This is a genomic window from Alphaproteobacteria bacterium, assembly GCA_024244705.1.
Lineage (GTDB): Bacteria > Pseudomonadota > Alphaproteobacteria > JAAEOK01 > JAAEOK01 > JAAEOK01.
The window spans coordinates 74736-101039 of sequence record JAAEOK010000060.1 but is presented as its reverse complement, the minus strand read 5'-3'; the positions used below and the strand labels follow the sequence as shown (position 1 = coordinate 101039).

Genomic DNA, 26304 nt, shown 5'->3' with positions numbered 1-26304 from the left:
CTAGCAGGGTGCTGAAAAAGTCGGTGAGATGGGCAGGGCTCGCAATAAAAGAATCGACACGGTGCCACTAGCGAAAAGAAAGAATCGCCCCCGGGTCATTTAGGAATCATTCTTGCTCAAATCCGTGCCGGAAATAGTTTTTCAGCACCCTGCTAGTGCGAGAGGTCCTGGAGCGAATCCAAAACTCGCAGCCACATGGCTTTCGCCTGATCGTTGCCTTCGATCAGGGCGTCCTTGGCACGTTCCAAGGCAAAATCGGTAGCCCATCCGCCGTGCTCCTGCATGACGAGTTGCGCCGTCTGATAGACTTGTGATTCGGTCATTGTATTCGACCCCCGTCTTCGACCTTCGTTGAGCCCCATGCTTCGCAAACGGAAGCATAGGATTGGCATTCTCCGCCAACGCCCTTAAACAAATTGTTAAGAACTTCCATACTTTGAGATAAATCCTCGGCTCCGGAGGGGTGCTATGAGTGCCGTCGGGCGGCGTGCGAATATCCTAAGGTTCAGGACGGTAGCGACCGCGGTTGCCCCACGTTGCCGCGCGGGATGATGGAACGAGGCCATGTTCGAGATCGCCAAGATAGCCGATCTTATCGCCACGCCCAGTAACCTGATCTTCATCCTGGTCATATTCGGGACCGGATTGCTGTTTACACGCTGGTCTCGAGGGGGGCGCCGGATCCTTGCGGTGGCGTCCGTCCTGTTTGTCATCGCCGGCGTTACGCCACTGCCGGAAATCGGTGTTCGCTGGCTCGAAGACCGCGTTCCGGTACCCACCCCATTGCCACCGCGCGTCGACGGCATCGTTGTACTCGGTGGCGGCGGTGACGCCGAGCTATTGCAGTCCCGTCCGGAGCATCTGTTGGGTGACGGCAACAGCAGATCGACGGCCTTTTTCACTTTGGCAAATCTCTACCCGGAGGCACGGCTTGTCTTTTCAGGGGGCACCGGCAGTCTCACCTCCGACACGCGCGAGGCCGATATGGCGCGGCAAATATTTCAACGGATGGGACTTGTCGACGATCGCATCATCTATGAGCGCAATTCGCGCAATACCCGCGAGAATGCCGTTTTTTCATATAATTTGGCCAAGCCAAAAGCGGACGAAACTTGGCTGCTTGTGACCTCGGCCAACCATCTACCACGTGCGATCGGCGCATTTCGCAAAGCCGGATGGTCGGTCATCGGCGTTCCCGCGGGGTTCCAGGCGCGCGCTACGGGTGCCGGTTCGTATCGATTCGACGTCCGGCGCGGGCTTCGCCTCGCCGACCTCTTCGTCCACGAAATGCTGGGGCTCGCATATTACAGGTGGGCGGAATATTCGGACGCACTCGTGCCCGGCCCCTAATTTGCTACGTTGACGTGAGTTGCACCGCGCTGGGGGAATGTGGCAAATGTGCATGGCTCGCCACCGGTTCGGGATGCCTGATGTTTGGCCACCGCCTGATTAATGCCGTCATAACCGTCCTCGCATGCTTTTCGCTGCTGACGGCTTCTTCTTCGGCGGCGGACCCCGCTTTCAAGACCTGGGTCCAAGACCTGCGAATTGAGGCACTCTCCAAAGGCGTTTCCGCGGCGACATTCGATCGCGCGTTCAGCGAACTCGAGCCGCTCGACCGGGTACTCGAGCTCGACCGGCGCCAGCCCGAATTCACCCAAACGTTTTGGAGCTATCTCGATAAACGGGTTACCGCCGACCGCATCGTGCGGGGCCAAGAAATGCTGGCTACGCACGGCCCGTTGCTGCGCAACATCCAACGGCAATACCGCGTTCAACCGCGATTTCTGGTGGCGTTCTGGGCCTTGGAGACCAACTTCGGCGACTATATCGGCGACATTCCGGTCATCGCCGCCCTGGCGACGCTGGCGTATGACGAGCGGCGAAGCACATTCTTTCGGTCTCACCTGATTGACGCCCTGCTCATCGTGGACCAGGGCCTCATTTCGCCCGAGCGGATGGTCGGCTCCTGGGCCGGCGCCATGGGCCAGGTCCAATTCATGCCCGAGACGTTTCGCCGTTATGCGGTGGATCATGACGGCGACGGTCGGCGGGATATTTGGAACACGCTACCGGATGCCATGGCCTCTGCGGCCAATTTCCTCAACGCCCTGGGCTGGGACGGGACCAAAACCTGGGGCAGGGAAGTCAGCCTGCCACCCGGATTTGATTGGGAGCTGGCATCGATGTCCGTGGTCAAGCCGCTGACCGAGTGGCGGCAGCTCGGCGTGCGCAAGGCGGAGGGCGGCGATCTACCGGGCGCCGACATCACCGCCTCCCTTATTCTCCCCGGCGGGCATAAGGGCCCGGCATTTCTGATCTACCAGAACTTCCGCGTCATCATGCGCTGGAATGCCTCGATCAATTATGCGTTGTCGGTCGGCTACCTTTCGGACCTTCTCGACGGCTTGCCACGTCTGAGAACTCCGCGCCCGGCCGACGACCGCGCACTCAGCCGCGCCGAGGTCATTGAAATTCAGGATCTCCTCAACCGGTCCGGTTTCAACACCGGGGAACCGGACGGCGTCGTCGGTCGCCAGACCCGAGCGGCCTTGCGCGCCTTTCAGCGCCAGGTCGGGCATCCGCCCGACGGCTACCCGACCGTCGAAATCATTCAGGTCCTGCGGCTGCACACCGCCGATTCGGGATCGACAGTCCAATGAACGCCAATGGCCGGATGTCCATGGACCCCAATCTCGACGGATCATCGCGGCGCAGCCCGCTATCGCGCCATTGGCGATGGGGCGCTGCGGCAGCGACATTGCTGCTGCTGGCGGCCTGCGCCGATACGGCCGAGGACGGCCTGACACGACCCGACGGCGTGGCCACCTACAAGGTTGGCAAACCCTATCAAGTGGCAGGGGTCTGGTATTACCCAAAGATTGATTACGAATATGATGAAATCGGCATTGCCTCCTGGTACGGCGAGCCGTTTCACGGTCGAGCCACAGCGAATGGCGAAATCTTTGACAAAGACGAGATCAGTGCCGCCCACACCACCCTACCGATGCCCAGTGTGGTTCGCGTCACCAATCTCGAAAACGAACGGATCCTGGTTGTCAGGGTCAACGATCGCGGGCCGTTTATCCCGGGCCGGATTATCGATTTGTCGAAAGCGGCGGCCGAGGAGCTTGGATTTCGAAAGAATGGAACGGCGAAAGTTCGGGTCCAGATATTGACCGAAGAAAGTATCGCGCTGGCTTCCGCCGGCCAGACCATCGTCCTGAGCGAGAACGAAAGGGCGGAATCGGTGCCGACCACATCGGTGTCGACGGAATCGCTGCCGCCACCCACGGCGCTCGATACCGCAAACACCCAATCCATAGCGCCACCGGTGGCTACGGCGGATTCGGCAGCCATAATCGCGTTCCCCACCCAACAGTCCGCGAGCCCAAACCTGATCAATTCGACACAGATGTATGTCCAGGCCGGGTCGTTTCTCCACTATTCGAACGCCAGCGCCTTGGCCGACCGATTGACGACGATGGGGCCGACCCTGATCACCCGAACGCAGTTGAACGGGCAATCCTTCTACCGCGTACTCCTTGGCCCGGTTTACGACGCCACGGCAGCGAATCGTCTGCTTGCCAGGGTCGTCGTCGCCGGCCAGCACGATGCGAGGATCATCGTGAATTGATCTTGGCGATGTGCTGTGACACGCTTTCGGTAAATTTCCAACTTAGCGTTCCGGTCGATGTGCGCGGGCCGGTTTGGAAAAAGGCCGCGTTACCATCGTTTCGATTTTGGCACTAATGGAGTGGTCACGAAATCCTATGAAAATCCGACGTAGCAAGTTCATTGGCTGGATCGCCGCCCCAATCGCTTCCGCCGCGGTCACCATTTTCACCGCCGCCTTGCCAATGGAAGCGATGGCGATCGAAACCAATGCGATGCAGGCCTTTCTTATCGATGTCGAAACAGGGACGGTACTGTTCGAAAAGAACGCCGACGAATTGATGGCGCCGGCGTCGATGACCAAGATCATGACTGCCGACCTCGTTTTCGAACGGTTGAGGGACGGACGCCTGTCCTTGGACGAAACGCTGCCGGTCAGCGAAGCGGCGTGGCGCATGGGCGGTTCCAAGATGTTCGTCGACGTCAACACCCAGGTTTCGGTCGAGGACCTGTTGCGCGGCATCATCATTCAATCGGGAAACGATGCGTCGATCGTGGTTGCCGAGTCGATTGCCGGTACCGAATCGGCCTTCGGTGACCTGATGACCGAAAAGGCTAGGGAAATTGGTATGCGCGACACGACATTCCGCAATGCCACCGGTTGGCCCCATGCGGAACATCTTACGACCGCGCGCGACATGGCGACTCTCGCCATTCATACGATCACGACATATCCCGAATTTTATCATCTCTATAGTGAAAAAACCTTCACATACAACGACATAAAGCAAGGCAACCGAAATCCGCTTCTGTACAAGGATCTCGGTGCCGACGGTCTCAAGACCGGACATACCGAGGTTTCGGGATATGGTCTGACGGCCTCGGTCAAGCGCGGCGATCGGCGCCTGGTCCTGGTCGTCAATGGGCTGTCCGGAGTCAACCCGCGAAGTGAGGAGAGCGCGCGGTTACTCTCCTGGGGGTTTCGCGAATTCGAAAATTACCAACTGTTCGAACCAGGCGAGGTCATCGAAACGGCGGAGGTCTGGATGGGCGCCCAACCGGCGTTGCCGCTCGTACTCAACCGTGGTCTTACCCTGACCTTGCCGCGCGCCGGTCAGCGCGATATGAGCGTGTCGGTCATCGTCGATGAACCGGTTCAGGCACCGATCAAGGCGGGAGATCAAGTCGCCAAACTCGTCGTCGCCGCGCCGGGCATGCGACCGGCCAAATTCCCGTTATTTGCCGGACAAGACATAGCCGAACTCGATTTCATCGGCCGGATTGGGGCGTCGCTGAAACATCTCATCTGGGGCGCCGCCAGCTCCGTCCAAGCCAGCTCGAATTAGAGCCGAGCCGCCTCGGCCATGAACGGCGGTCGTTTCATCACCTTCGAGGGCGGAGAAGGCGCCGGAAAATCGACGCAGATTTCCCGCTTCGGCGATGTTCTGCGCGCCAGCGGCCGGCGGGTCGTCGAGACCCGTGAGCCGGGTGGCGCGCCCGGCGCCGAAGAGATTCGCGGACTGCTCGTCCACGGCGAGCCCAATCGATGGGATCCGATGACGGAGACACTCCTCCACTTCGCCGCGAGGTGGCGCCACTTGACCGAGACGGTCTGGCCGGCGCTCACTCGCGGAGATTGGGTGCTCAGCGATCGTTTCGCGGATTCGACTCGCGCCTATCAGGGTTTTGCCCAGGGCCTGGGGGATCGGAAGGTGACCGATCTCTATGCCTTGATAATCGGAGATTTCGCCCCCGATTTGACGGTGGTCCTGGACGTTCCGGTCGAAATCGGACTGGCCCGCGCCACCGGGCCGGAGGATCGCTACGAGCGGATGGGGTCGGAATTTCATCAACGGGTTCGGCGCGCCTTCCTGGAAATCGCCGAGGCGGAACCGGAGCGCTGCGTTGTCATCGATGCCGGCCGCGACATCGAAGATGTCGCTGCCGATGTCCGCACCACTGTCAGTGCACGGTTGAACGTGGATCTGTCATGAGCGACACCGATGGCGCCGCTCCACCGGCACCGGTTGGAGACCTGGTCGGCCACGAAAATGCCGCCGATGAATTCCGGCGGACGGTTGCCGGCGGCCGGGTGGCACATGCCTGGCTGCTGACCGGGCCGCGGGGCATTGGCAAGGCGACATTTGCCGTTCACATGGCGAGCTACATGCTTTCCGGAGCCCACTCCGACGACGGTGGCCTTTTCGATGACAAGGGTGGCTCGCGCGGCGCGTTCCAGGCGGCCCCTGGAAACCATCCGGATCTCGTGATGATAAGACGGGAACCGGCGCCCGACACCGGAAAGATAGCAAAAGAGATTCCGATCGAGGCGATCCGCAAGGTGACCGCATTTCTCCGCCTCACGCCGGCCGCTGGCGGGTGGCGTGCGGTGATCATCGACAGCGCCGATGAACTCAACCGCAATGCGGCGAATGCACTTCTTAAATTACTTGAGGAACCTCCAGGCAACGTCTTGATCGTCCTTATTAGTCATGCTCCACGAAGTTTGCTTCCGACGATTCGGTCGCGGTGCCGGCAGTTGGCCTTGTCCCCCCTCAGCTCCGATGCGACGCGAAGCGTATTGGAATCGCTCATGCCCGACGCAGCGCCGAATGACCTTGCGCTCGCCACCAGCCTGTCCGAGGGATGCCCGGGGCGGGGTCTGGGGCTGCTCTCCGGCGAGGGGCTGACATATTTTCGCGAGGTCGCGGACGGTCTTGAAAAATTGCCCGATATCGATGTCGGCGCCGTCGATGCCCTTGGCGATACGGTCGCGCGGGCCCGCGACGACATTCCGTTCCACCGCGTTTTCGAGTGCTTCGAATGGTGGCTATCCCAATTGGTCCGGACGTCCGTCGGGCTGCCCGCTTCCGATTGTGACACGGATGCGGTAGCCGTTTGGCGGCGCCTCGCCGAGCGCCGGAGTCTTGAACAATGGTTGGAGGTATGGGACAAGATCAGCCGTCTTCACAGACGGACGGAATACGCCAATCTGGACCGAAAACAGGCGGTCATTAGCGCGTTCAATATCATCGAAGCCGCGGCCCGGCCCTAACCGACCCGGCGGCGTAGACGGCGAGTTTGCGCTGTGGCTCGGTAGGGAGAAGCAGAACGATGGCCGGCACGCGATCCTATTACATCACAACGCCGATCTACTACGTCAACGATGCCCCCCACATCGGCCATGCCTATACCTCCCTGGCTTGCGACGTCCTCGCTCGGTTCAAGCGGCTCGACGGCTTCAACGTCCGCTTTCTGACGGGGACCGACGAGCACGGGCAGAAGGTCGAAAAGTCGGCGCGCGCGGCTGGATTGGACGCCCAGTCATTCGCCGACCGGGTGTCGCAGAATTTTCGCGATCTGTGCGTGACCCTGAATTTCAGCAACGACGATTTCATCCGCACCACCGAGCAACGGCATATTCGTTCCTGCCAGGCATTGTGGCGGCGTTTGATCGACAACGATCAAATCTATCTCGACACCTATAACGGATGGTACGCGGTTCGCGACGAGGCCTATTACGGCGAAGAGGAATTGACCACCGACGCTGACGGCGTTCGCCGTGCCCCGTCCGGCGCCGAAGTCGAGTGGGTTGAGGAGCCGAGCTATTTTTTCCGGCTTTCGGCGTGGCAAGACCGGCTGCTCGAGTTCTACGACGAGAATCCCAGCTTCGTCGCTCCCGAAACACGGCGCAACGAGGTCACCAGCTTCGTCTCCGGCGGCCTGCGGGATCTGTCGGTGTCGCGGACCAGCTTCGAATGGGGCATTCCGGTGCCGGGCGACGAGGCGCACATCATGTACGTCTGGCTCGACGCATTGACGAATTATATCACCGCCGCCGGGTTTCCCGACGTGGACGAGGCCGATTTCACGACATTTTGGCCGGCCGATCTCCACATGGTGGGCAAGGATATCTTGCGCTTTCATGCCGTCTACTGGCCGGCCTTCTTGATGGCCGCGGATATCACGCCGCCGCGCCGCGTATACGCCCATGGTTGGTGGACCAACGAGGGCGAAAAGATTTCCAAGACGGTCGGCAACATCATCGACCCGCACCATTTGGTCGACACCTATGGTCTCGATCAGGTGCGCTATTTTCTCCTCCGAGAGGTTCCGTTCGGCAATGACGGCGACTTTTCCCATAGCGCGATGGTGGGACGAATCAACGGCGACCTGGCCAACGATTTCGGCAATTTGTGCCAGCGCGTTCTGTCGATGATCAACAAGAACTGCGATGCGAAGGTGCCGAGACCGGGCGATTTCGAGGCGGCCGACGAGAAGCTGATGCAGGCGGCTCAGGCGCTTCTGGCCGAAATGCGGTCCCATCTCGACGCCCAGGCCTTCCACCGGGCCCTGGAATTGATCTGGACGGTCATTGCGGCGGCAAACCGGTACATCGATGAACAGGCGCCGTGGGCGCTTCGACGCAGCGACCCGGCGCGAATGGAGACCGTGCTTTACGTTCTGGCCGAAGTATTGCGCCACCTCGCGATCTTGCTGCAACCGTTCGTGCCGGGTTCGTGCGCCCGTCTGCTGGATCAGCTCGCGGTACCGAATGAGCGGTGGACGTTCGCCGCCCTCGGTTCGGTTGGCGCGCTTCAACCCGGAACGACCTTACCAAAACCGGAAGGCATCTTTCCGCGCTACGTCGAAGGTGAAGACGGTGAGTCGTGAGTCGATGCTGGTCGACAGCCACTGCCATCTCGATTTTCCCGATTTCGAGACCGAGCTCGATGACGTGGTCGGTCGGGCAGGGGAGGCGGGGGTCGGCTGCATGGTTACGATTTGCACCCATCTGAGCCGCTTCCCATCGGTCCTCGCGGTGGCGGAGCGCTACGGCAACATCTTTTGCAGCGTTGGCGTTCACCCGCATGAGGCGGCGCCGGAGGGCGTTAGGGACCCAGCCGAACTGATAGATCGCAGCGCGCACCCAAAGGTCGTCGGGATCGGCGAAACCGGACTCGATTACTATTACAAACACAGCCCGCCGGATGCCCAGAGGGCAAGCTTTCGCGCCCACATAGAGGCCGCTCGCGAAACCCAGATGCCGTTGATTGTCCACACCCGGGACGCGGATGCCGACACAATCGAGATTCTCACCGAGGAGGTCGCCCAAGGTGCTTTGCCGGGTTTAATTCATTGCTTTAGTACGAGTCGGCAACTGGCTGAAAAAGCAATAGAACTTGGTTTCTACATATCATTGTCGGGCATCGTGACCTTCAAGGCGGCGGAAGATCTGCGAACGACGGTCCAGGATCTGCCGCTCGACCGTCTGTTGATTGAGACCGACGCCCCGTATCTGGCGCCGGTTCCCAAGCGGGGCAGGCGCAACGAGCCGGCATTCGTCGCATACACGGCCGCCTGCGTGGCGGACCTCAAAGGGCTGGAACCCGAGGCTCTCGCCGCAGCGACGACGCGGAACTTCTTTCGCCTGTTTACCAAGGTTCCGCGACCCGCCGAATTCGTTTAAGGCGCCGACGGCCATGCGTGTGACGATTCTGGGCTGTGGCGGATCGGGCGGCGTGCCGGTCATCGGCGGCGTGGACGGGAAGGGGGCCTGGGGTGCTTGCGATCCCGCGGACGAGCGCAATCGCCGAACGCGGTCGTCGATCCTGGTCCAGGATCAGGGTACGAACCTCCTCGTCGACACCGCCCCCGACCTGCGTCATCAATTGTTGGTCGCGGGGGTCGCCGATATCACGGCCGTGCTCTACACCCATACCCATGCCGACCATATCCATGGGATCGACGAGCTACGTGCGGTGAAAGCGCACCGCGGCGCCGCGGTCGATGTCTACGGCCAGCGTGCGACGATGAATGCGCTCCGCGCCAGGTTTGGCTATGTTTTCGATGGCTCGGGTATCTATGCGCCGACCTTGACCCCACATGTCGTCGACGGCCCATTGGCGATAGCGGGTCTACGAATTGAGCCCTTCGAACAGGGTCACGGCACCGAGACCACCACCGGTTACCGCATCGGCGACATGGCCTATTCGACCGATGTCGAGAGTTTGGATGAAGCAGCGTTCGGGGTGCTCGCGGGGGTCAAATTGTGGATCGTCGACTGCCTGCAAACGGCGCCCCATCCGACCCATGCGCATTTTACCAAGACCGTTGAATGGATCGGTCGCGTGGCCCCGGAGCGCGCGATCCTGACGCACCTCGGCATGAATATGGACTACGCAACGGTCCGCGCCATGTGCCCGGACGGCATCGAGCCGGCCTTCGACCAGCTCGTGATCGAACTTTAGATGGTTGGCCATGGATTTCGATCGACGCTCGATCGTCAAATCGATCTCGCTGTCCGAAAGAGGAGGGACGTGGGGTGTCTCGGTCAACCTTGATAAGATGCCGCATGCGTTGATTCGAATCGAGGAGTATGGCTGGTGGAAGCCCTGAAAGAGGCGGCGGTCACGGTTGTTGTCGTCATCGACTATGGGGTCGATCAGGCGGCGGCATGGGCCGATCTTCGGCGCAGCCTGAGGGGCATCGCGGCGCAGGACATCGAAGAGCATTTTGACGTGTTTTTCGTGGAAAGCCGGGCCCATGCCGAGCGCATTCCCGACGATCTGGTCGAAATTCTTCCTGCGCTACGGATTCTGATTTCGGACGGGACCACCGCCTATGATCTGGTGCTCGACGGTGCTCGCGAAGCGAACACGGAGCTATTCGCCACTCTCGATGCAGACTCGGTGCCCGACCCGTCGTGGCTGCGTTATCTGGTCGCAGCGATTCGGGCACGACCGGATGCCGCAGCCGTGTGCGGTCGCACGACCTATGGCAACCGGGGCTTCATCTTTCGAATTCTCGCCATCCTCCAACGTGCTCCGCTGGAAGCTTTTCCGCCTGGTGAGATGACCTATGTGACGAACAACAACGCGATCTTCCAGCGCTCCGTGTTTTTCCGCCATCCGTTGACCAACGAGGTCGGCCCATTCGGAACCGGCCTTCATGGAAAGAGGGTGCGAAGCGCCGGCTACCGCCTCTATCACGAGCCGGCCGCCCATGTCGTGCACTCCCATGACGGTTGGCGGTTCGAGTATGCAGTTCGGACCCAAACCGGGTTCGCTTCGATCCGCTCGCGGCAGATCGATCGCTCCTTACCGCGGGCTTGGCTGTTGCGTCTCGGTTATGCGGGGATCCCTTTGATCGTCGCCTTTCGAACGATCAAGAGCACGATCAATTGTATTCGCTTCCACGTCGCTTATCGCGTGCCGTGGTATGTGTTGCCGATTACGCCCGTTGTCGCACTGGGCGTCCATTTGCTCGAGGTACCGGGGATGGCCCGAGCCCTCCGCGGCGCACCCTCCGTGCGATCGGCCTATCGCTAGGTGCGTGTGTACCGGAAAGCGGATGTTATCCCGTGAAATCAATTGGGTGCGGACCGGCGTTAACGTGCGGCGTGACCATTTGACGGAACCGAAGCGCTGCCTTGCCTATCGCAATCGATATTTTCCATAATATACATTATGCGACTTTCTGATACTACTCGGGCGATGCTGCATGGACCGACTCCCCCAAACGGCCCGGCCCTTTCCAGGCCGCTCCACGCGCAGTCTCGGCGCTCACGCGACCTTTCCACGTTCCGTGACCTTGGTGTACCGTGCCGGCCTTCAGAGCCCACTTCAAACCGTGCTAGCCCGTCATGTCGACTGTCCCCGCCCCGATCGACCGTCTCCTCGATATCATGGCACGCCTGCGCGACCCGGTGTCTGGTTGTCCGTGGGATGTCGAGCAGAACTTCGCAACGATCGCACCCTACACGATCGAGGAAGCCTACGAGGTTGCCGATGCCATCGAACGCAACGATCTGACCGAGTTGCGCGAGGAATTAGGCGATCTTTTGCTGCAGGTCGTGTTTCATGCGCGGATGGCGGAGGAGCAAGGCGAATTCGACTTCGACGACGTCGCCGCCGGCATATCGGACAAAATGGTGCGTCGTCATCCCCACGTCTTCGGTGGCGCCACCGTCGACGACGCCGAATCGCAAACCCGAGCCTGGGAAGAGCAAAAGGCCGCCGAACGCGCCGTCAAGGCAGCCTCGGATGGGGAGAAATCCCGCGCCGGCGGCGTCCTGGGCGGACTTCCGGCGGCATTGCCGGCGCTGCTTCGCGCCTACAAACTTCAGAAGCGCGCGGCGCGGGTCGGCTTCGACTGGCCCGATGCGAAGCCGGTTTTTGACAAGATCGATGAAGAAGTCGCTGAAATCAAAGCGGAACTTTCGTCAGGCGATCACGATCGGCTGGCCGATGAAATCGGCGACCTTTTGTTTGCCTGCGCCAACCTGGCGCGTCACCTTGGGGTCGACCCCGAGGATGCCCTGCGCCGCACCAATGCGAAATTTGTCCGCCGTTTTGAAGCGATTGAAACCGGGCTCGAGGCGCGTGGTACAGCAGTGGGCGATGCCGGGCTCGAGGAAATGGAAAAGCTCTGGATCGAAGCCAAGGAACGGGAACGCCGCAACGGCGCGTCTTAGGTCGCCCGCGACCCATTCTTCCGAAGGAGAGTTTTGATGAACGACCAGGTCGTCTTCATTACCGGCGCCACCTCCGGATTCGGCGCCGCCAGCGCGCGTCGCTACGCCAAGGCCGGGGCTACGCTGGTGCTGCTGGCGCGGCGCATGGACCGGCTCACCACGTTGCAGGAAGAGCTCGAGACCCCGGTCCATGTCCTCAATGTCGATGTCCGCGACCGCGACGCCGTTTACGACGGCGTCAGATCCCTCCCCGCACCGTTCGACGAGATCGATGTCCTGATCAATAACGCCGGCCTGGCCCTCGGGTTGGACAAAGTGCAAGACGCGGACATCGAAGACTGGGAAGTCATGATCGACACCAATATCAAGGGCCTGCTGTATGCCACCCATGCCGTCCTTCCGGGCATGGTCGCGCGCCGTCATGGCCATATCGTCAACCTCGGCTCCGTTGCCGGAACCTATGCCTATCCCGGCGGAAACATCTATGGCGCGACGAAAGCCTTCGTGAATTTCTTCTCGCTGCAGCTCCGCGCCGATCTTCTCGGCAAGGGGATTCGCGCCACCAGCCTCGAACCGGGACTGTGTGAAACCGATTTTTCGGAGACCCGTTTTAAGGGAGACTCCGAGCGCGCCGCGGCGGTTTACGAGAATTCGGGGGCGCTGCCGGCAGAAGATATTGCGGAATTGATATTTTGGATCACGTCGCTTCCGAACCGCATCAATATCAACCGGTTGGAAGTGATGCCGTTGACTCAATCGTTCGCGCCGCTGAGCATTCATCGCGAGGATTAAGTTGAGAGATAGGTTTTAAGTATTTGATATTTATTTATATTACTAATTCTCATCCGATCAGCATGAAATATTCTCATTGGTGGGCTCGGGTCGCCCTGTTGCCATGATCGCGGCCGCCAGATTAATCCCGCTGGCTAGTCGCCAAAAAAAGGGCCGCCTTGTCGGGCGGCCCTTCGAATTCGGCTTGTGGACGGCGCGCTAGAAATCCATGCCACCCATTCCGCCCATCCCGCCGCCCGGTGGCATGCCGGGCATGTCCTTCTTTTCTTCCGGCTTCTCGGCGACCATCGCCTCGGTTGTCACCAACAGTCCGGCGACGGAAGCCGCGTCCTGGAGAGCGGTTCGAACCACTTTGGCCGGGTCTATGATACCGGCCTTGATCATGTCGCAGAATTCGCCACTCTGGGCATCATAGCCCCGGTTCTGGTCTTTGCCTTCGAGCAGCTTACCCACGATAATCGACGCATCGGCCCCGGCATTGGCTGAAATTTGCCGCGACGGCATGGCCAACGCGCGGCGCACGATGTCAATACCAACCCGCTGCTCGTCGTTGGCCGGTGCCAATTTGGCGAGCGCCCGGGTGGCGTAAAGCAGCGCCACGCCGCCGCCCGGCACAATGCCCTCCTCGACCGCGGCCCGGGTCGCATGCATCGCGTCTTCGACCCGATCCTTGCGCTCCTTGACCTCGATCTCGGTGGCACCACCGACACGCAGAATCGCGACGCCGCCAGCCAGCTTGGCCAACCGCTCCTGCAGCTTCTCGCGGTCGTAGTCCGAGGTCGTGTCCTCGACCTGCCGGCGGATCTGCCCGCATCGGCCCTCGATATCCTTTTTCTTGCCGGCGCCGTCGATGATCGTCGTTTCTTCCTTGGTGATCACCGTCCGCTTTGCGGTACCCAGCATGTTGAGGGTGACGCTCTCGAGTTTGATGCCGAGATCTTCGCTGATGACCTGGCCACCGGTCAGGATCGCCATGTCCTCGAGCATCGCCTTGCGACGATCGCCAAAGCCCGGTGCCTTGACGGCCGCGACCTTGAGGCCGCCGCGCAGACGGTTGACGACGAGTGTGGCGAGCGCCTCACCCTCGACATCCTCGGCGACGATCAGCAGCGGGCGGCTCGACTGCACCACCGCTTCGAGCAACGGCAGCATCGCCTGTAGGCCGGACAGCTTCTTCTCGTGGAGAAGGATGTACGGATCCTCGAACTCGCATACCATCTTGTCGGCGTTGGTGACGAAGTACGGTGACAGATAGCCGCGGTCGAACTGCATGCCTTCGACGATGTCGAGTTCGGTCTCAAGGCTCTTCGCCTCCTCGACCGTGATGACACCTTCATTGCCGACGGTTTGCATCGCCCGTGCGATGAAATCGCCGACCTCGCGATCACCATTCGAAGAGATCGTCCCGACCTGGGCAATTTCAGCACTGGTCTTAACGGCTTTCGCCCGTTTCATCACGTCGGCAACGGCGGCGTCGACGGCCATGTCGATACCCCGCTTGATGTCCATCGGGTTATGCCCGGCCGCAACGGCCTTGATCCCTTCCTTGACGATCGCCTGGGCCAGAACCGTGGCCGTGGTCGTGCCGTCGCCGACCAGATCGCTGGTCTTGGAGGCGACTTCGCGCACCATTTGGGCGCCCATGTTCTCGAATTTGTCCGAGAGTTCGATCTCCTTGGCGACGGTGACGCCGTCCTTGGTGATCCGCGGGGCACCAAACGATTTGTCGAGAACGACGTTGCGGCCCTTCGGACCCAACGTCACCCTGACCGCGTCGGCGAGAACGTCGACGCCGGCCAGCATGCGCGAGCGGGCGTCGCCAGAAAACTTGACTTGTTTGACCGCCATATTCGGCCTCCTATTGGATAATTCCCATGATGTCGGATTCCTTCATGATCAACATATCGTCGCCGTCGATCTTGACCTCGGTTCCCGACCATTTGCCGTAGAGGATCACATCGCCTTTCTTGACGTCCGGCTTAACCAGCTTTCCATCATCGCCCCGGGCGCCGGGACCCACGGCGACGATCTTGCCCTGCATCGGCTTCTCCTGGGCGGTGTCAGGGATAATAATGCCGCCTGCGGTTCTTTCCTCCGCATCTAAAGCTTTGACAACAACTCGGTCATGTAAAGGCCTGAAATTCATAGCATTCCCCCACTAGGTAACGGTAAATCTGGTCCTGATTCGAAAATTCCAACTATTAGCACTCGCCATTCAGGAGTGCCAAGTCCTATGTGGGCAGAATTACGCTGCGGTCAAGAAAAACCTGAGCAAATTCAGGGAGAAGGTGAACAACGGACCGGATGATGGAGGATTTGCGGCCAAGCCATCGTTCCGACGCCGCCGATCAACGCATCGAACGTGAGACGTCAGCCTCCTCTTTCGTGCTTTCCGGGCCCGATTTGAGGCGCTCGAAACGACCGATATCCGCCTCATCGAGGCGAACCAACAGGCGAATTTCGTCGGGCCCGTCTTCACGGCTCAGCACGGTACCATTCTGATACAGCCAAGCGAGCTTGGCGCCCTCGGACGGCGCGATGGAGATCTCGACCGCGCATCGCGCCGAGTCGAACGTGGCGTCGATGCGGTCGATCAACTCGACGCAGCCTTCGCCGGTCAGCGCCGAAACCAGCACCGCCGGCCAATTGCCGCCCAAAAGCCGCGCCATTATGGCAGAGCGAACAGAATCATCGAGCCGATCGGCCTTGTTCAGGGCTTCGATGCCCCGTCCATCGGACAGGTCGTTGCGACCAAGATCCTCGAGGATCGTCTGGACGTCCTCTTTCTGCGCCTCGGCATCGGGATGGGAGATGTCGCGGACATGGACCACCAGGTCCGCCTCGACGACCTCCTCGAGGGTTGCCCGAAAAGCCGCGATCAAATCGGTCGGCAGATCGGATATGAAGCCAACCGTATCGGACAGGATGGCCTCGCGTCCCGACCGCAATTCAATCCGCCGCATGGTCGGGTCGAGGGTGGCAAACAACATATCCTGCGCGCGGACATCGGCCCCGGTGAGGCGATTGAACAATGTCGACTTGCCGGCATTGGTATAGCCGACGAGGGCGACTACGGGGAACGGGACCCGCCGCCGCGCCGCGCGATGAATACCGCGGGTCCGCGTTACCGTCTTCAATTCACGCTTGATTCGAATGATCCGTTCGCCGATCAGGCGGCGGTCGATTTCGATTTGGGTTTCGCCGGGTCCGCCGACGAAGCCGAGGCCGCCGCGTTGCCGTTCGAGATGAGTCCAACTTCGCACCAGTCTGCTGCGCTGGTAGGTGAGATGGGCAAGCTCGACCTGTAACGAACCCTCCCGGGACCGCGCCCGGGCACCGAAAATCTCAAGGATCAGCGCCGTACGGTCGATCACCTTTGCTTCCCAAGCGCGCTCCAAATTGCGCTGCTGAACCGGGCTCAAGGCGGCGTCGACAATGACCACGTCGATGTCCAAGGCGGTCACCGTCGACGCAAGATCCGACACCGCCCCCGCACCAAACAATGTCGCCGGACGCGGACGCCTCACCGAAACGATTTCGGCATGGGGAACAACAAGCTCAATCGCTTGCGCGAGACCGACCGCCTCGTCGAGGCGAGCTTCGGCGCTCCGATTATCCTCCGCTGAGGTCGAACGAATAAGCGGGTGCAGGACTAGAGCGGATTCTATATCGCTCCCATTCGCGCCTACGGCTGGCCTGCGCTCGGTCAAGCCTCGATCATTCGCCGTCGGCTCCGGCGGCGGCGGCTTCCTTGTCGGCTTCGAACAGCTGGATCGCCGATGCCGGCATCACCGTCGAAATTGCGTGCTTGTAGACCAGTTGCGAATGTTGGTCGCGGCGCAGGAGGACGCAGAAATTATCGAACCACGTAATGATACCCTGAAGTTTTACGCCGTTGATCAAAAAGACCGTAACCGGGGTCTTGTTCTTGCGGACATGGTTCAGGAACACATCCTGGACATTCTGGCTTTTTTCCGAAGGCATTTTCTTATCCTTTCTTTTGCTGATTTGTTGGGACCCTGTCCGAACGGGCCCGTACCGTGTTGTCGCAGTTCCCACCAACGCGCGGAGCGACACCACAAAATATGGTGTTTTGGGGCCTTCGAACAAGCATCAACAAGGCCTCAAAGTCAGGTATGTGATGAATCGGCTGCGCATATGAGAATTCCGCGGTCCCGGGGTCGGCCCCGCCGATCAGGACCGGAACGCATCCGGCGGCCCGGGCGCACGCCATATCGATGCCGGCGTCACCAACGAACCAAACGGCGGGGCCCGGCGGCGGACCACCTGCAAGCGCCAACTCCACCGGTTCTCGTGCCGGCTTGTCGCGAGCGGCATCGCTCGCGCCAACGACCCCATCGAAGAGCGTCCGCCACTCGAGATGAGCGATTTCGCTCCTAAGAAGATCGCCCTGCTTGTTGCTGACGATGCCGAGATAGTATCCGTCCCGCCGCAGTGCCTGCAGCGCCGATTCCGCGCCCGGCAACGGTCGCAGCGCTCGCAAATGATGCTTCCGAAAAGCCTTGTAAAAGACGTCACGCGCGCGGGGCCACTCGGCGCCAAACATTCGCGGAAAACTGTCCCCCATCGATTCGCGGACCCTGTCATGGGTCTCCTCGAGAGTCCAAGGCGCCTGCCCCATCGCTTCCATGGTCGCGTTGACGGCCAGATGGATTGCGGCCCAATTATCGACGAGGGTCTTGTCCCAATCGAAGAGGATTGCACGCGGCGTGTCGTGGCTCAAAAGTACTCCAGCCGTACCGAGAACATTTTCTCGACCCTTTTGACGGATTCCGCCGCCGCCAGGAGGACCACCATGTCGCCGGCCTGGATGACCGCTGAAGGTCTGGGCATTATGATGTTTCCCTCTCGCAATATCGCGCCGACGATGATGCCCTTGCCGAACTTGATATCCTTGAGCGGCCGGCCGACCATACCGGACGTCTCGAGGGCTTCGGCCTCGATGATTTCGCCGAACCCGTCGCCGAGGGAATGTACCGACCGAATTCGGCCCCTTCGCACATGCTGAAGAATGGTCGAAACCGTGATGGCGCGCGGATTGACCACGACATCGACGCCGAGCGTACTGATCAAGGGCTCATAGGTGATGTTGTTCACCAATGTTATGATTCGTTTCGCGCCCGATCGCTTGGCGAGCAACGATGACAAAACATTGACCTCATCGTCGTTGGTCACCGCGATCACCGTCTCCGCCTTTTCGACCGCTGCCTCCTCGAGAATCTCAGGATCGAGCGCATCACCGTTGATGACCGTCACCTCCGGCACCATCTGCGCGACTTCGCGGGCTCGCGCCGCCTTGAATTCGATGATCTTGATCGCGGCATCGGAATCGTCTTCGTTGATCTGGCGCGACAAGTTGAGCCCGATATTGCCGCCGCCGATAATGACGTGCCGGTGGGCTTGATCTTCCTCGTGCCCCATCGTCGCAAGGGCGCGCCCGACATGCTCGCTGTCGGCGACGAAATAGACATCGTCACCGGGCATTAGCACCTCATCGCTCGACGGGATGAACGGCTTATTGCCGCGCACGATCGCGACGATCACCATGTGCAGCTCGGGAAACAACTCCGTCAGTTGGCGGAGCGGCGTATCCAATATCGGGCAGTCTTCACCGCACCGGACTCCGACCACCCGTATTCGGCCGCCGGCGAGCGGAATCATGTCAAACGCACCCGGTACCGCCAGCCTATGGTGAATCGCTCGGGCGACCTCAATCTCGGGGGAGATGATCACGTCGATCGGGAGATTGTCGCGGGAAAACAAATCGGCCCAGATCGGCTCGAGATAGCTTGGATTTCGAACGCGGGCGATTTTGGTCGGAAGGTTGAACAATGAATGGGCGACCTGGCAAGCGACCATATTGACCTCGTCGGCGAACGTCACCGCGATCAACATGTCGGCTTCCGCCGCCCCTGCCCGTTCGAGCACGTTGGGATAGGACGCAAATCCCACCAACGCCGTCACGTCGAGCGAATCGGAGACCTTGCGGATCAGTTCAGGCGACTGATCTATCACCGTTACATGGTTGTTCTCGGTCGATAGTTGGCGGGCGATGTTCGATCCCACTTGGCCGGCGCCACAGACAATGACTCTCATATCAAATCTCGCGATACGGTTCGGTCGCGGTCAGGCGTCGTAGCCGCGTCGTTTCTCGACGTTGTAGACGCCGAGAATCTTCAGCTTGCGATGAAGCGCCGATCGCTCCATACCGATAAACCCCGCGGTACGCGAAATATTTCCGCCAAAGCGGGTGATTTGCGCCAGGAGATAGTGGCGCTCGAAGGCCTCGCGCGCCTCCCGCAAAGGCAAGCCCATCACTTCGGAACCGTGATCCAAACCCGTTGCAGCCGGTGACGAGCCGTTGACCTCGGGGGGCAGCATTTCGCTGCGAATTTCGTTCCCCTCTTCGCCGCGGGTCATGATCAGGAGTCGCTCGACGAGGTTCTTGACCTCGCGGACATTGCCGGGCCACTCGTAGGCTTGCAACGCGGCGATCGCGTCTTCGTTCAGGGCGCACGGCGCCAGATTGGCGTTCTTCGCGCAGACGTCCATGAAATACTCGACCAATTCCCTCACGTCTTCTCGCCGTTCGCGCAGGGGCGGAATCTGCAATGGCACCACATTCAGGCGATAGTACAAGTCTTCGCGAAATCGTCCGTGGGCAATCTCGAACGGCAAATCGCGGCTCGTCGATGCAATGATTCGCACGTCGATCTCGACGTTCTCCTCGCCCCCTACTCGGTCGAAGCTGTGATCCTGGAGCACGCGCAGCATTTTGCTTTGAGTTTCCATCGGCATATCGCCGACTTCGTCGAGCAGTAAGGTGCCCCCGTGCGCGGCCTCAAGCGTACCGACAATGCGCGGCGCACCCTTTTCCCCTCCTTCCGATCCAAACAATTGTGCTTCCAGCCGATCGGGCTGCATGTTGGCGCAGTTGAGAACTACGAAAGGCCCATTCGATCTTGCCGATTGCCGATGAATAAGACGGGCCAATAGTTCCTTTCCCGACCCGGGGGGGCCTTCGACAAGTATTCGACTGCTCGTTGGCGCGATCTTTTTGACGACCTGGCGCAGATTACTGATGGACTGGGAATTTCCGATCAGTTCGCCGTCGCTGTCCGATCGCACGCGCAGCTCGTCGTTTTCGCGCTTCAGCCGTGCCGCCTCGATCGTGCGATCGACGCAGAGCAACAAGCGATCGGATTTGAAAGGTTTCTCGATATAGTCGTAGGCCCCTTTCCGAATAGCGGCGACGGCTGTTTCGATATTGCCGTGACCGCTGACAACAATCACCGGCAGGTCCGGATGATCGGCCTTGATCCGTTCCAAGACCTCGAGGCCGTCCATGTCGCTGCCTTGCAGCCATACATCCAGGACCACCAGGGTGGGCCGCCGCCGGGCGACCGATTTCAGGGCCTCCCGCGCCGTGCTGGCGGTGCGCGCCTCGTATCCTTCATCTTCAAGGATACCGGATACGAGCATACGAATATCCGCTTCATCATCGACAATGAGTATGTCGCGCGCCATGCTATTCCGTTCGATTAGACTGCCGCGGAGCGGCGATCGTTGGGCTGCTGCTCGCCGTCGTCCGACACGCGAAAGACAAGTGCTACTCGCGCGCCGCCGCCGGGACGATCTTCTATTACCAGATCACCGGAGTGATCTTCCATGATCTTCTTGACGATGGCGAGGCCCAGACCGGTGCCTTTGTCCCGCGTCGTCACGTAGGGCTCGGTCAACTGACCCTTCAATTCGCTCGGCAGGCCGCGTCCGTTATCTTCGACCGCGATTACGATCGCCTCATCGCCATCATCCAACAGGACGTTTATCTGCCGCGCCATGTCATTGGCGGTGCCACGCTCCATTATGGCCTCAGCCGCGTTTTGCAAGAGATTCGTCAGAGCCTGGCTGACCTGACGGCCGTCGCAACGCAACGTCACCGGGGTATCTGGAAGATTGAACGCATAGGTAACCTCAGGATGGGCATTCCGTTGCAAAAACACCTGCTGGCGGACAAGCTCGGTAACGTTCTCATCTTTCATCACCGGGGCCGGCATTTTGGCAAAGGACGAGAACTCCTCGACCATACGGCCGATATCCTCGACCTGCCGAATGATCGTATCGGTGCAAGTCTTGAAGACATCCGGGTCGGTGGTAATCTCGTCCGCATATTTGCGTTTCAAGCGTTCCGCCGACAGCTGAATTGGAGTCAACGGATTTCTGATTTCGTGCGCGATTCGCCGGGCTACGTCCGCCCATGCCGCCTTGCGCTGCGCCGATAGAAGCGCCGAGATGTCATCGAATGTCGCCACATAACCACGCACTTGGCCCCCCTCCCGTTCGGCTCCGATCCGCACCAGAAGCGTGCAGCGGCGACCACCGCGATCGATCTGGATCTGGGCCTCGGCGAGACGGCTCGGGCTGCGTCGAACGGCCGAGAACAGGTGGGCCATTTCGGGTACTGCTTTGCCGATAGGCTTGCCAAAAAGATCCTCGGCCCGCGTGTTGAGCAAATTGCACGCTGATCGATTGGGGAGATCGATTCGGCCGCGAGCATCCAGACCGATGACGCCGGCCGACACGCCGGAAAGCACCGCCTCCGTAAATCGTCGCCGGTCGTCGATCTGTTCACTCGCGGTCATCAACTCGCGCTGTTGCGACAGGAGACGCTCGGTCATCCGATTGAAGGCCCGTCCCAGGGTCCCGAACTCGTCGCCCTCCGGGCCCTCTGGGACTCGAACCGAAAGGTCTCCTTCGCGCACCTTTTCCGCCGCCGTAATGAGCCCGATGATGGGACTCGACAGACGCGTCGCAAAAGTCAGTCCAACCCACACCGACGCCATCAGCAGCAAGAGCGCGACAATGCCGAATATGAGCGCAAACGTAATTTGCAAGCCGGAATGCTGGCCCTCCAATTTTTGATAGGCTTCGACCGCTTGCTCGGTTCGGCTCACATGGAGCAGGACGCTCGGGTCGACGAACCGCCCGACATAGAGATAAATCTCGGCGAGCGAATCGACGAGTACCAGCGCACGGACGCGGTCGCCGTCCTCATTGGTCAGGATCGGGATCTCTCCCCCCCGGGCGCGTTCGAGCGCCCATTGCGGGAGGTTTTCGATTTGCAGGGAAAAGGTAAAGCCGGAACTCGCCATCACGCGGCCGAAGCGGTCGAAGACGACGGCCTCGGGGAGGCCGCGAATCGCCGCCTGCGTGGCCAGGAATTTCGTTAACAGATTGGGATTGTTCAATAGCAACGACCAATCATGCTCGAGATCGTCCGCGATCGCGAGGACGTCGGCGCGAATATTCTGCTGATGCTCGTCGAGATAGGCCTCGGTCACGGCCAATGATTCCGAAAGCGCCGTCTGGACCCTCTCGCTGAACCAGGCTTGAATGCCGAAATTGAAGAACAGCGTCGAAAACACCGCCAGAATGATCGCCGGCGTCACCGCAATCAGACTAAACAGAGCGACCAGCCGTGTCTGAAGTCGCGCGCCGGCGATGCCGCGGCGACGCTCCCCCCACATCAATGCGACCTTGCGTGCGATCACCGCGCCGAGCGCCAGCAGCAGCACCAGGTCGATGTTGAGGAGGAGGAAAACGGTCCTCGGGTCGGGTCCAAGCGGTGTCGAACTGGTCAGCGCGACATAGGTAATGAGGCCGCTGACAATTGCCGAACCCGCGAGAACGTATGCAAGCCGCCGGCCAAGCCCGAACCGCGTAGCCCAACTCAGCGTCTGCCGGAGCACGCCATCCTGCCTCGACGCCGATTCCGCGGTCATATCCCGTGCCGGTTCAATTTGCGAGCGCTCCTGGATGGGATTTAGAGATTCGTATCATTTTACCCCTTTGCCAATATCGATGTCTAACTCGCGGATTTTCTTGCGCAGTGTATTCCTATTCAAGCCGAGCAAATCCGCCGCCCGCAGCTGATTGCCACCGGTCGATTGTAGGCACAGCTCGATCAATGGCCGTTCGACCTCCCGAATGACCCGATGGTACAACCCCGCCGGCGGGAGGGAATCGCCATGGGCGGAGAAGTACTCGGCCAAATGCCGGGCCACCGCCGCCGTCATGCTTTCGTCGGCTCGATTTTCGACCTGTACCGGCTCGATTGCGGCGTCCGCCAGTTCGGCCTCGATAATATCGAGCGATATCGTTTCCTGGGTGTAGAGGGCGGCGAGACGCTGCACGAGGTTTTCCAGTTCCCGCACATTTCCAGGCCACCTATGAGCCATGAGGCGGGTCAGGCCGTCTTGATCGATGCGCTTGAGGGGGAGCCCGCGAACCGTCGCCTGATGCAGGAAATGGCGGACCAGATCCGGAATATCGGCCGTTCGTTCGCGTAGCGAGGGCAATCGAATCGGGACCACATTGAGACGATAGTAGAGGTCTTCTCTGAACAACCCCTGGCCGATTAATTGACGCAGGTCGCGATGGGTGGCGGCAATGATGCGGACATTCGCGCGAATCGGGTGGCGCCCACCGACAGTGGTAAATTCCCCCTCCTGCAGCACCCGGAGTAGTCGGGTCTGGGCCTCCGGCGGCATGTCGCCGATTTCATCGAGAAAGAGGGTTCCGCCATCGGCCTGCTCGAAACGCCCGGCCATTCGTGCCGACGCGCCGGTGAAGGCGCCTTTTTCGTGCCCGAACAATTCGCTTTCTATCAATTCCCGCGGAATCGCCGCCATGTTTATCGCGACGAAAGGCCCCTTACGACGCTTGCCGTAATCGTGAAGTGCTCGCGCGACGAGTTCTTTTCCGGTCCCCGAATCGCCCACAATCAGCGCGGTGAGATCGGTTCCCATGAGCCGCGCCAGAATGCGATAGATATCCTGCATCGGCGGCGACCGGCCGATCAGCGGCAGGTCATCGTCTGCATCGTCCAGGGGTGCCGGTCCGCCGGAAGGACTTTCATAGGGCGTCGCGAGCGCGCGCTGCACCACATTGATAAGCTCCTTGAGATCGAACGGCTTCGGCAGGTATTCGAAAGCCCCTCTCTCGTTCGCCTTAAGCGCCGTCAGGAGCGTGTTTTGGGCACTCATGACAATCACCCGAAGCTCCGGACGCAGCTTGCGGATGCGGGGCAGGAGATCGAGCCCGTCTTCGTCGGGCATTACGACATCGGTGATCACGACATCACCCTCCCCGTCGGCGATCCAACGCCACAGGGTCGCGGCGTTACCAGTTGTCCGGACGTGATAGCCCGAACGTCCGAGCGCCTGATTCAGAACCACGCGGATCGCGCCGTCGTCGTCGGCGACCAAGATCGTCGCATTGCTCATTCGTCCACCGTTCCGTCCGGATGAACCGGCAACATGATTTTGAACACGGTCTTTCCCGGTTCGCTCGTATATTCGACGACACCACCGTGGTCATTGATGATCTTCCCCACGAGAGCCAGACCGAGGCCCGTTCCACCCGGCTTCGTCGTTATGAACGGATCGAATAGATGATCGCCAAAATCGGGCGGAATACCCGAGCCGTTGTCGCTTACGGTGACCAGGAGCGGCAGATGAACGCGACTGCCCCGGCCCGGCACGGCCAGCCGGACACCATGCCGGTAGGCCGTCGCCAGACCTATTTCACCGCCGACTTTGGGAACGGCTTCGGCGGCGTTCTTGATCAAATTCAGGAAAACCTGGATCAGGAGGTCGCGATTGCCGAGGACCGCCGGCAAAGAAGGATCGTACGATTCGGTGAACCGCACGTGACGCGCGAACCCCGATTCCGCGACTTGGCGCGCGTATTCGAGGACGCGATAGATATTGGTCGAATCACGATCGGCGGGGATTGGCAGGTCGAAAACGTCCATCCGATCGAGCAACGCGCATATTCGGTCGGTCTCGTTGCAGATCAACGTGGTCAATCGCCGCCCGCCTTCATCGAGCTCTCCTTCCAGCAATTGCGCGGCGCCGCGAATTCCCGATAGCGGGTTCTTGACTTCGTGGGCCAGCATCGCCGCCATCGCGGTGATCGACCGCGCCGCGCCGCGATGGCCGAGTTGGCGGCCAATACGCCGGGCGATCGATTGCTCTTGAATGACGAAGACAATATTGTTGGCGGAATCTCCCATCGGCGCGACTTGTATCGTCACGGGCCGCCCTTTGATGCGCGGACTTTCCAAGGTGATTTCATACTCGGCAACCGTGGCTCCGGTTGCACGAACGTGATCGATCAAGTCGAATATGGGACTGTCTTGGGGGATGAACTCGCTCAGGCCGCGCCCGTCGAGGTGGTTTGCGCCAACGCCGAAGAATTGCTCCGCCGCCATGTTGACAAAGGCGATTTCAGCCGCCGGCGCCACGACAACGACCGGTAACGGTAATGCGTCAAGGATAGCTCTCGTGGCCTGTTCTTGGATCGGCGCCGTGACCGCTTCACTGATTGCGGCTCTCGCCATCAAGCAGCCAAATCATCGATGATCGGCTCATAGAACCACCGCACCCGGTCGCGCACCTGATCGGGGTCGCAGAGCTTGTTGATCGACGACCTGAACTCCGCCGAACCCGGCCACCCGCGAGAATACCACGCGAGATGTTTCCGGCCGATGCGAACGCCGGTCCGCACGCCATAATGGCTAAGCAAGGCGTCGAGATGGGCGAGAACGATCGCCATTTGCTCCGGCAACGAGGGATCCGGCCGCCGCACGCCGCTGCGGAGAAACTCCGCAACCTGGCTAATGAACCATGGCCGGCCATAGCACCCCCGTCCGATCATGATACCGTCGGCGCCGGACAGGTCGAGGGCATCGCTGGCCTCGTCAAGCGTCGTAATGTCGCCGTTGGCGACAACCGGAATCCCGACCGCCGCCTTGACCTCCCCGATGAATGACCAGTCGGCGCGTCCAGTGTACATCTGGCAGCGGGTGCGGCCGTGGATCGTGATCATCTCGATGCCGCAGGATTCGGCGATCCGAGCCAATTGCGGCGCATTGCGGTTGGTTTCGTCCCAGCCGGTCCGCATCTTGAGGGTTACCGGCAAGTCGACCGCCTCGACCGTTGCTTCGAGTATCCGCGATGCCAGGCGCTCGTCCCGCATCAGTGCCGAGCCGGCGTAGCCTTTGACCACTTTCTTGACCGGACAGCCAAAATTGATGTCGATGATCGCCGCACCGCGGTCCGCGTTCAGCCGTGCCGCGTCCGCCATCACCTCCGGATCGCAGCCCGCAAGCTGCACCGACATGGGAAATTCCTCGGCACAATTCGTCGACATCTTCATCGATTGACGGGTCTGACGAATCATCGCCTGGCTGGCGATCATTTCGGAAACCACCAAGCTGGCACCCATCTTTTTGACCAGGCGACGGAACGGCATGTCCGTCACTCCCGACATCGGTGCCAGAATGACCGGATCATCCAGAACGATGTTGCCGATACAAATGCCCAAAGTTCAGGCAC

At 60.4% G+C, this 26304-nt stretch carries 24 protein-coding genes; 12 read left to right on the top strand and 12 right to left on the bottom strand.

Annotated features, from left to right (window positions below; translation table 11 throughout):
• Positions 1 to 152 precede the first annotated feature (152 nt).
• Positions 153 to 323 (bottom strand): hypothetical protein, encoded by a 171-nt coding sequence (locus GY791_10600; protein ID MCP4328871.1) that lies wholly within the window; start codon positions 321 to 323, stop codon positions 153 to 155.
• A gap of 241 nt (positions 324 to 564) precedes the next feature.
• Here GY791_10600 and GY791_10595 point away from each other — a divergent pair, with 241 nt between their 5' ends.
• From GY791_10595 to GY791_10540, 12 genes are all read left to right on the top strand, one after another.
• Positions 565 to 1350 (top strand): YdcF family protein, encoded by a 786-nt coding sequence (locus GY791_10595; protein MCP4328870.1) that lies wholly within the window; start codon positions 565 to 567, stop codon positions 1348 to 1350.
• Between the two features lie 80 nt (positions 1351 to 1430).
• A complete protein-coding gene (locus GY791_10590) occupies positions 1431 to 2663 on the top strand; it encodes a lytic murein transglycosylase (protein MCP4328869.1) in 1233 nt (410 codons plus the stop codon).
• Entirely contained in the window at positions 2660 to 3637 is a 978-nt protein-coding gene (locus GY791_10585; GenBank protein ID MCP4328868.1) for a septal ring lytic transglycosylase RlpA family protein, read from the top strand. Before GY791_10590 ends, GY791_10585 begins: the two co-directional genes overlap by 4 nt.
• Before the next feature lie 136 nt (positions 3638 to 3773).
• Entirely contained in the window at positions 3774 to 4961 is a 1188-nt protein-coding gene (locus GY791_10580; GenBank protein MCP4328867.1) for a D-alanyl-D-alanine carboxypeptidase, read from the top strand.
• 18 nt (positions 4962 to 4979) lie between these two features.
• Entirely contained in the window at positions 4980 to 5609 is a 630-nt protein-coding gene (locus GY791_10575; GenBank protein ID MCP4328866.1) for a dTMP kinase, read from the top strand.
• A complete protein-coding gene (locus GY791_10570; GenBank protein ID MCP4328865.1) occupies positions 5606 to 6670 on the top strand; it encodes a DNA polymerase III subunit delta' in 1065 nt (354 codons plus the stop codon). Before GY791_10575 ends, GY791_10570 begins: the two co-directional genes overlap by 4 nt.
• A 59-nt stretch (positions 6671 to 6729) precedes the next feature.
• Complete coding sequence (locus tag GY791_10565; GenBank protein MCP4328864.1) at positions 6730 to 8289, top strand: methionine--tRNA ligase; 1560 nt, start codon at positions 6730 to 6732, stop codon at positions 8287 to 8289.
• 4 nt (positions 8290 to 8293) lie between these two features.
• The gene (locus tag GY791_10560) at positions 8294 to 9085 is read left to right on the top strand and encodes a TatD family hydrolase (GenBank protein ID MCP4328863.1); all 792 of its coding nucleotides are present in this window, start codon (positions 8294 to 8296) and stop codon (positions 9083 to 9085) included.
• Between the two features lie 13 nt (positions 9086 to 9098).
• Positions 9099 to 9866, top strand: coding sequence for an MBL fold metallo-hydrolase (locus GY791_10555; GenBank protein ID MCP4328862.1), 768 nt, complete (start codon positions 9099 to 9101; stop codon positions 9864 to 9866).
• A 135-nt stretch (positions 9867 to 10001) separates the two neighbouring features.
• A complete protein-coding gene (locus GY791_10550; GenBank protein ID MCP4328861.1) occupies positions 10002 to 10946 on the top strand; it encodes a glycosyltransferase family 2 protein in 945 nt (314 codons plus the stop codon).
• Positions 10947 to 11260: 314 nt separating this feature from the next.
• Positions 11261 to 12091, top strand: coding sequence for a nucleoside triphosphate pyrophosphohydrolase (gene mazG / locus GY791_10545; GenBank protein ID MCP4328860.1), 831 nt, complete (start codon positions 11261 to 11263; stop codon positions 12089 to 12091).
• Positions 12092 to 12127: 36 nt separating this feature from the next.
• A complete protein-coding gene (locus GY791_10540) occupies positions 12128 to 12883 on the top strand; it encodes an SDR family NAD(P)-dependent oxidoreductase (protein MCP4328859.1) in 756 nt (251 codons plus the stop codon).
• A 198-nt stretch (positions 12884 to 13081) separates the two neighbouring features.
• Here the strand turns inward: GY791_10540 and groL are convergent, their stop codons facing one another.
• From groL to dusB, 11 genes are all read right to left on the bottom strand, one after another.
• Positions 13082 to 14731, bottom strand: coding sequence for a chaperonin GroEL (gene groL, locus GY791_10535; GenBank protein ID MCP4328858.1), 1650 nt, complete (start codon positions 14729 to 14731; stop codon positions 13082 to 13084).
• A 10-nt stretch (positions 14732 to 14741) separates the two neighbouring features.
• The gene (locus tag GY791_10530; protein MCP4328857.1) at positions 14742 to 15029 is read right to left on the bottom strand and encodes a co-chaperone GroES; all 288 of its coding nucleotides are present in this window, start codon (positions 15027 to 15029) and stop codon (positions 14742 to 14744) included.
• A 202-nt stretch (positions 15030 to 15231) separates the two neighbouring features.
• Entirely contained in the window at positions 15232 to 16551 is a 1320-nt protein-coding gene (gene hflX, locus GY791_10525) for a GTPase HflX (GenBank protein MCP4328856.1), read from the bottom strand.
• A gap of 49 nt (positions 16552 to 16600) precedes the next feature.
• A complete protein-coding gene (gene hfq / locus GY791_10520; protein MCP4328855.1) occupies positions 16601 to 16867 on the bottom strand; it encodes an RNA chaperone Hfq in 267 nt (88 codons plus the stop codon).
• A 4-nt stretch (positions 16868 to 16871) separates the two neighbouring features.
• The gene (locus GY791_10515) at positions 16872 to 17627 is read right to left on the bottom strand and encodes an HAD family hydrolase (protein MCP4328854.1); all 756 of its coding nucleotides are present in this window, start codon (positions 17625 to 17627) and stop codon (positions 16872 to 16874) included.
• Positions 17624 to 19000 (bottom strand): Trk system potassium transporter TrkA, encoded by a 1377-nt coding sequence (trkA, locus tag GY791_10510; protein MCP4328853.1) that lies wholly within the window; start codon positions 18998 to 19000, stop codon positions 17624 to 17626. The genes GY791_10515 and trkA overlap by 4 nt, the downstream gene beginning before the upstream one ends.
• 30 nt (positions 19001 to 19030) lie before the next feature.
• A complete protein-coding gene (locus GY791_10505) occupies positions 19031 to 20431 on the bottom strand; it encodes a sigma-54-dependent Fis family transcriptional regulator (protein MCP4328852.1) in 1401 nt (466 codons plus the stop codon).
• A 14-nt stretch (positions 20432 to 20445) separates the two neighbouring features.
• Positions 20446 to 22686 carry a PAS domain-containing sensor histidine kinase gene (locus GY791_10500; GenBank protein ID MCP4328851.1) on the bottom strand — a complete coding sequence of 747 codons (2241 nt, stop codon included), beginning with the start codon at positions 22684 to 22686 and terminating at the stop codon, positions 20446 to 20448.
• Positions 22687 to 22740: 54 nt separating this feature from the next.
• Complete coding sequence (ntrC, locus tag GY791_10495; GenBank protein ID MCP4328850.1) at positions 22741 to 24189, bottom strand: nitrogen regulation protein NR(I); 1449 nt, start codon at positions 24187 to 24189, stop codon at positions 22741 to 22743.
• On the bottom strand, positions 24186 to 25307 hold the full coding sequence (locus GY791_10490; protein ID MCP4328849.1) for a PAS domain-containing protein: 1122 nt from the start codon (positions 25305 to 25307) through the stop codon (positions 24186 to 24188). Before GY791_10490 ends, ntrC begins: the two co-directional genes overlap by 4 nt.
• A complete protein-coding gene (gene dusB, locus GY791_10485; protein ID MCP4328848.1) occupies positions 25307 to 26293 on the bottom strand; it encodes a tRNA dihydrouridine synthase DusB in 987 nt (328 codons plus the stop codon). The genes GY791_10490 and dusB overlap by 1 nt, the downstream gene beginning before the upstream one ends.
• Positions 26294 to 26304: the final 11 nt, after the last annotated feature.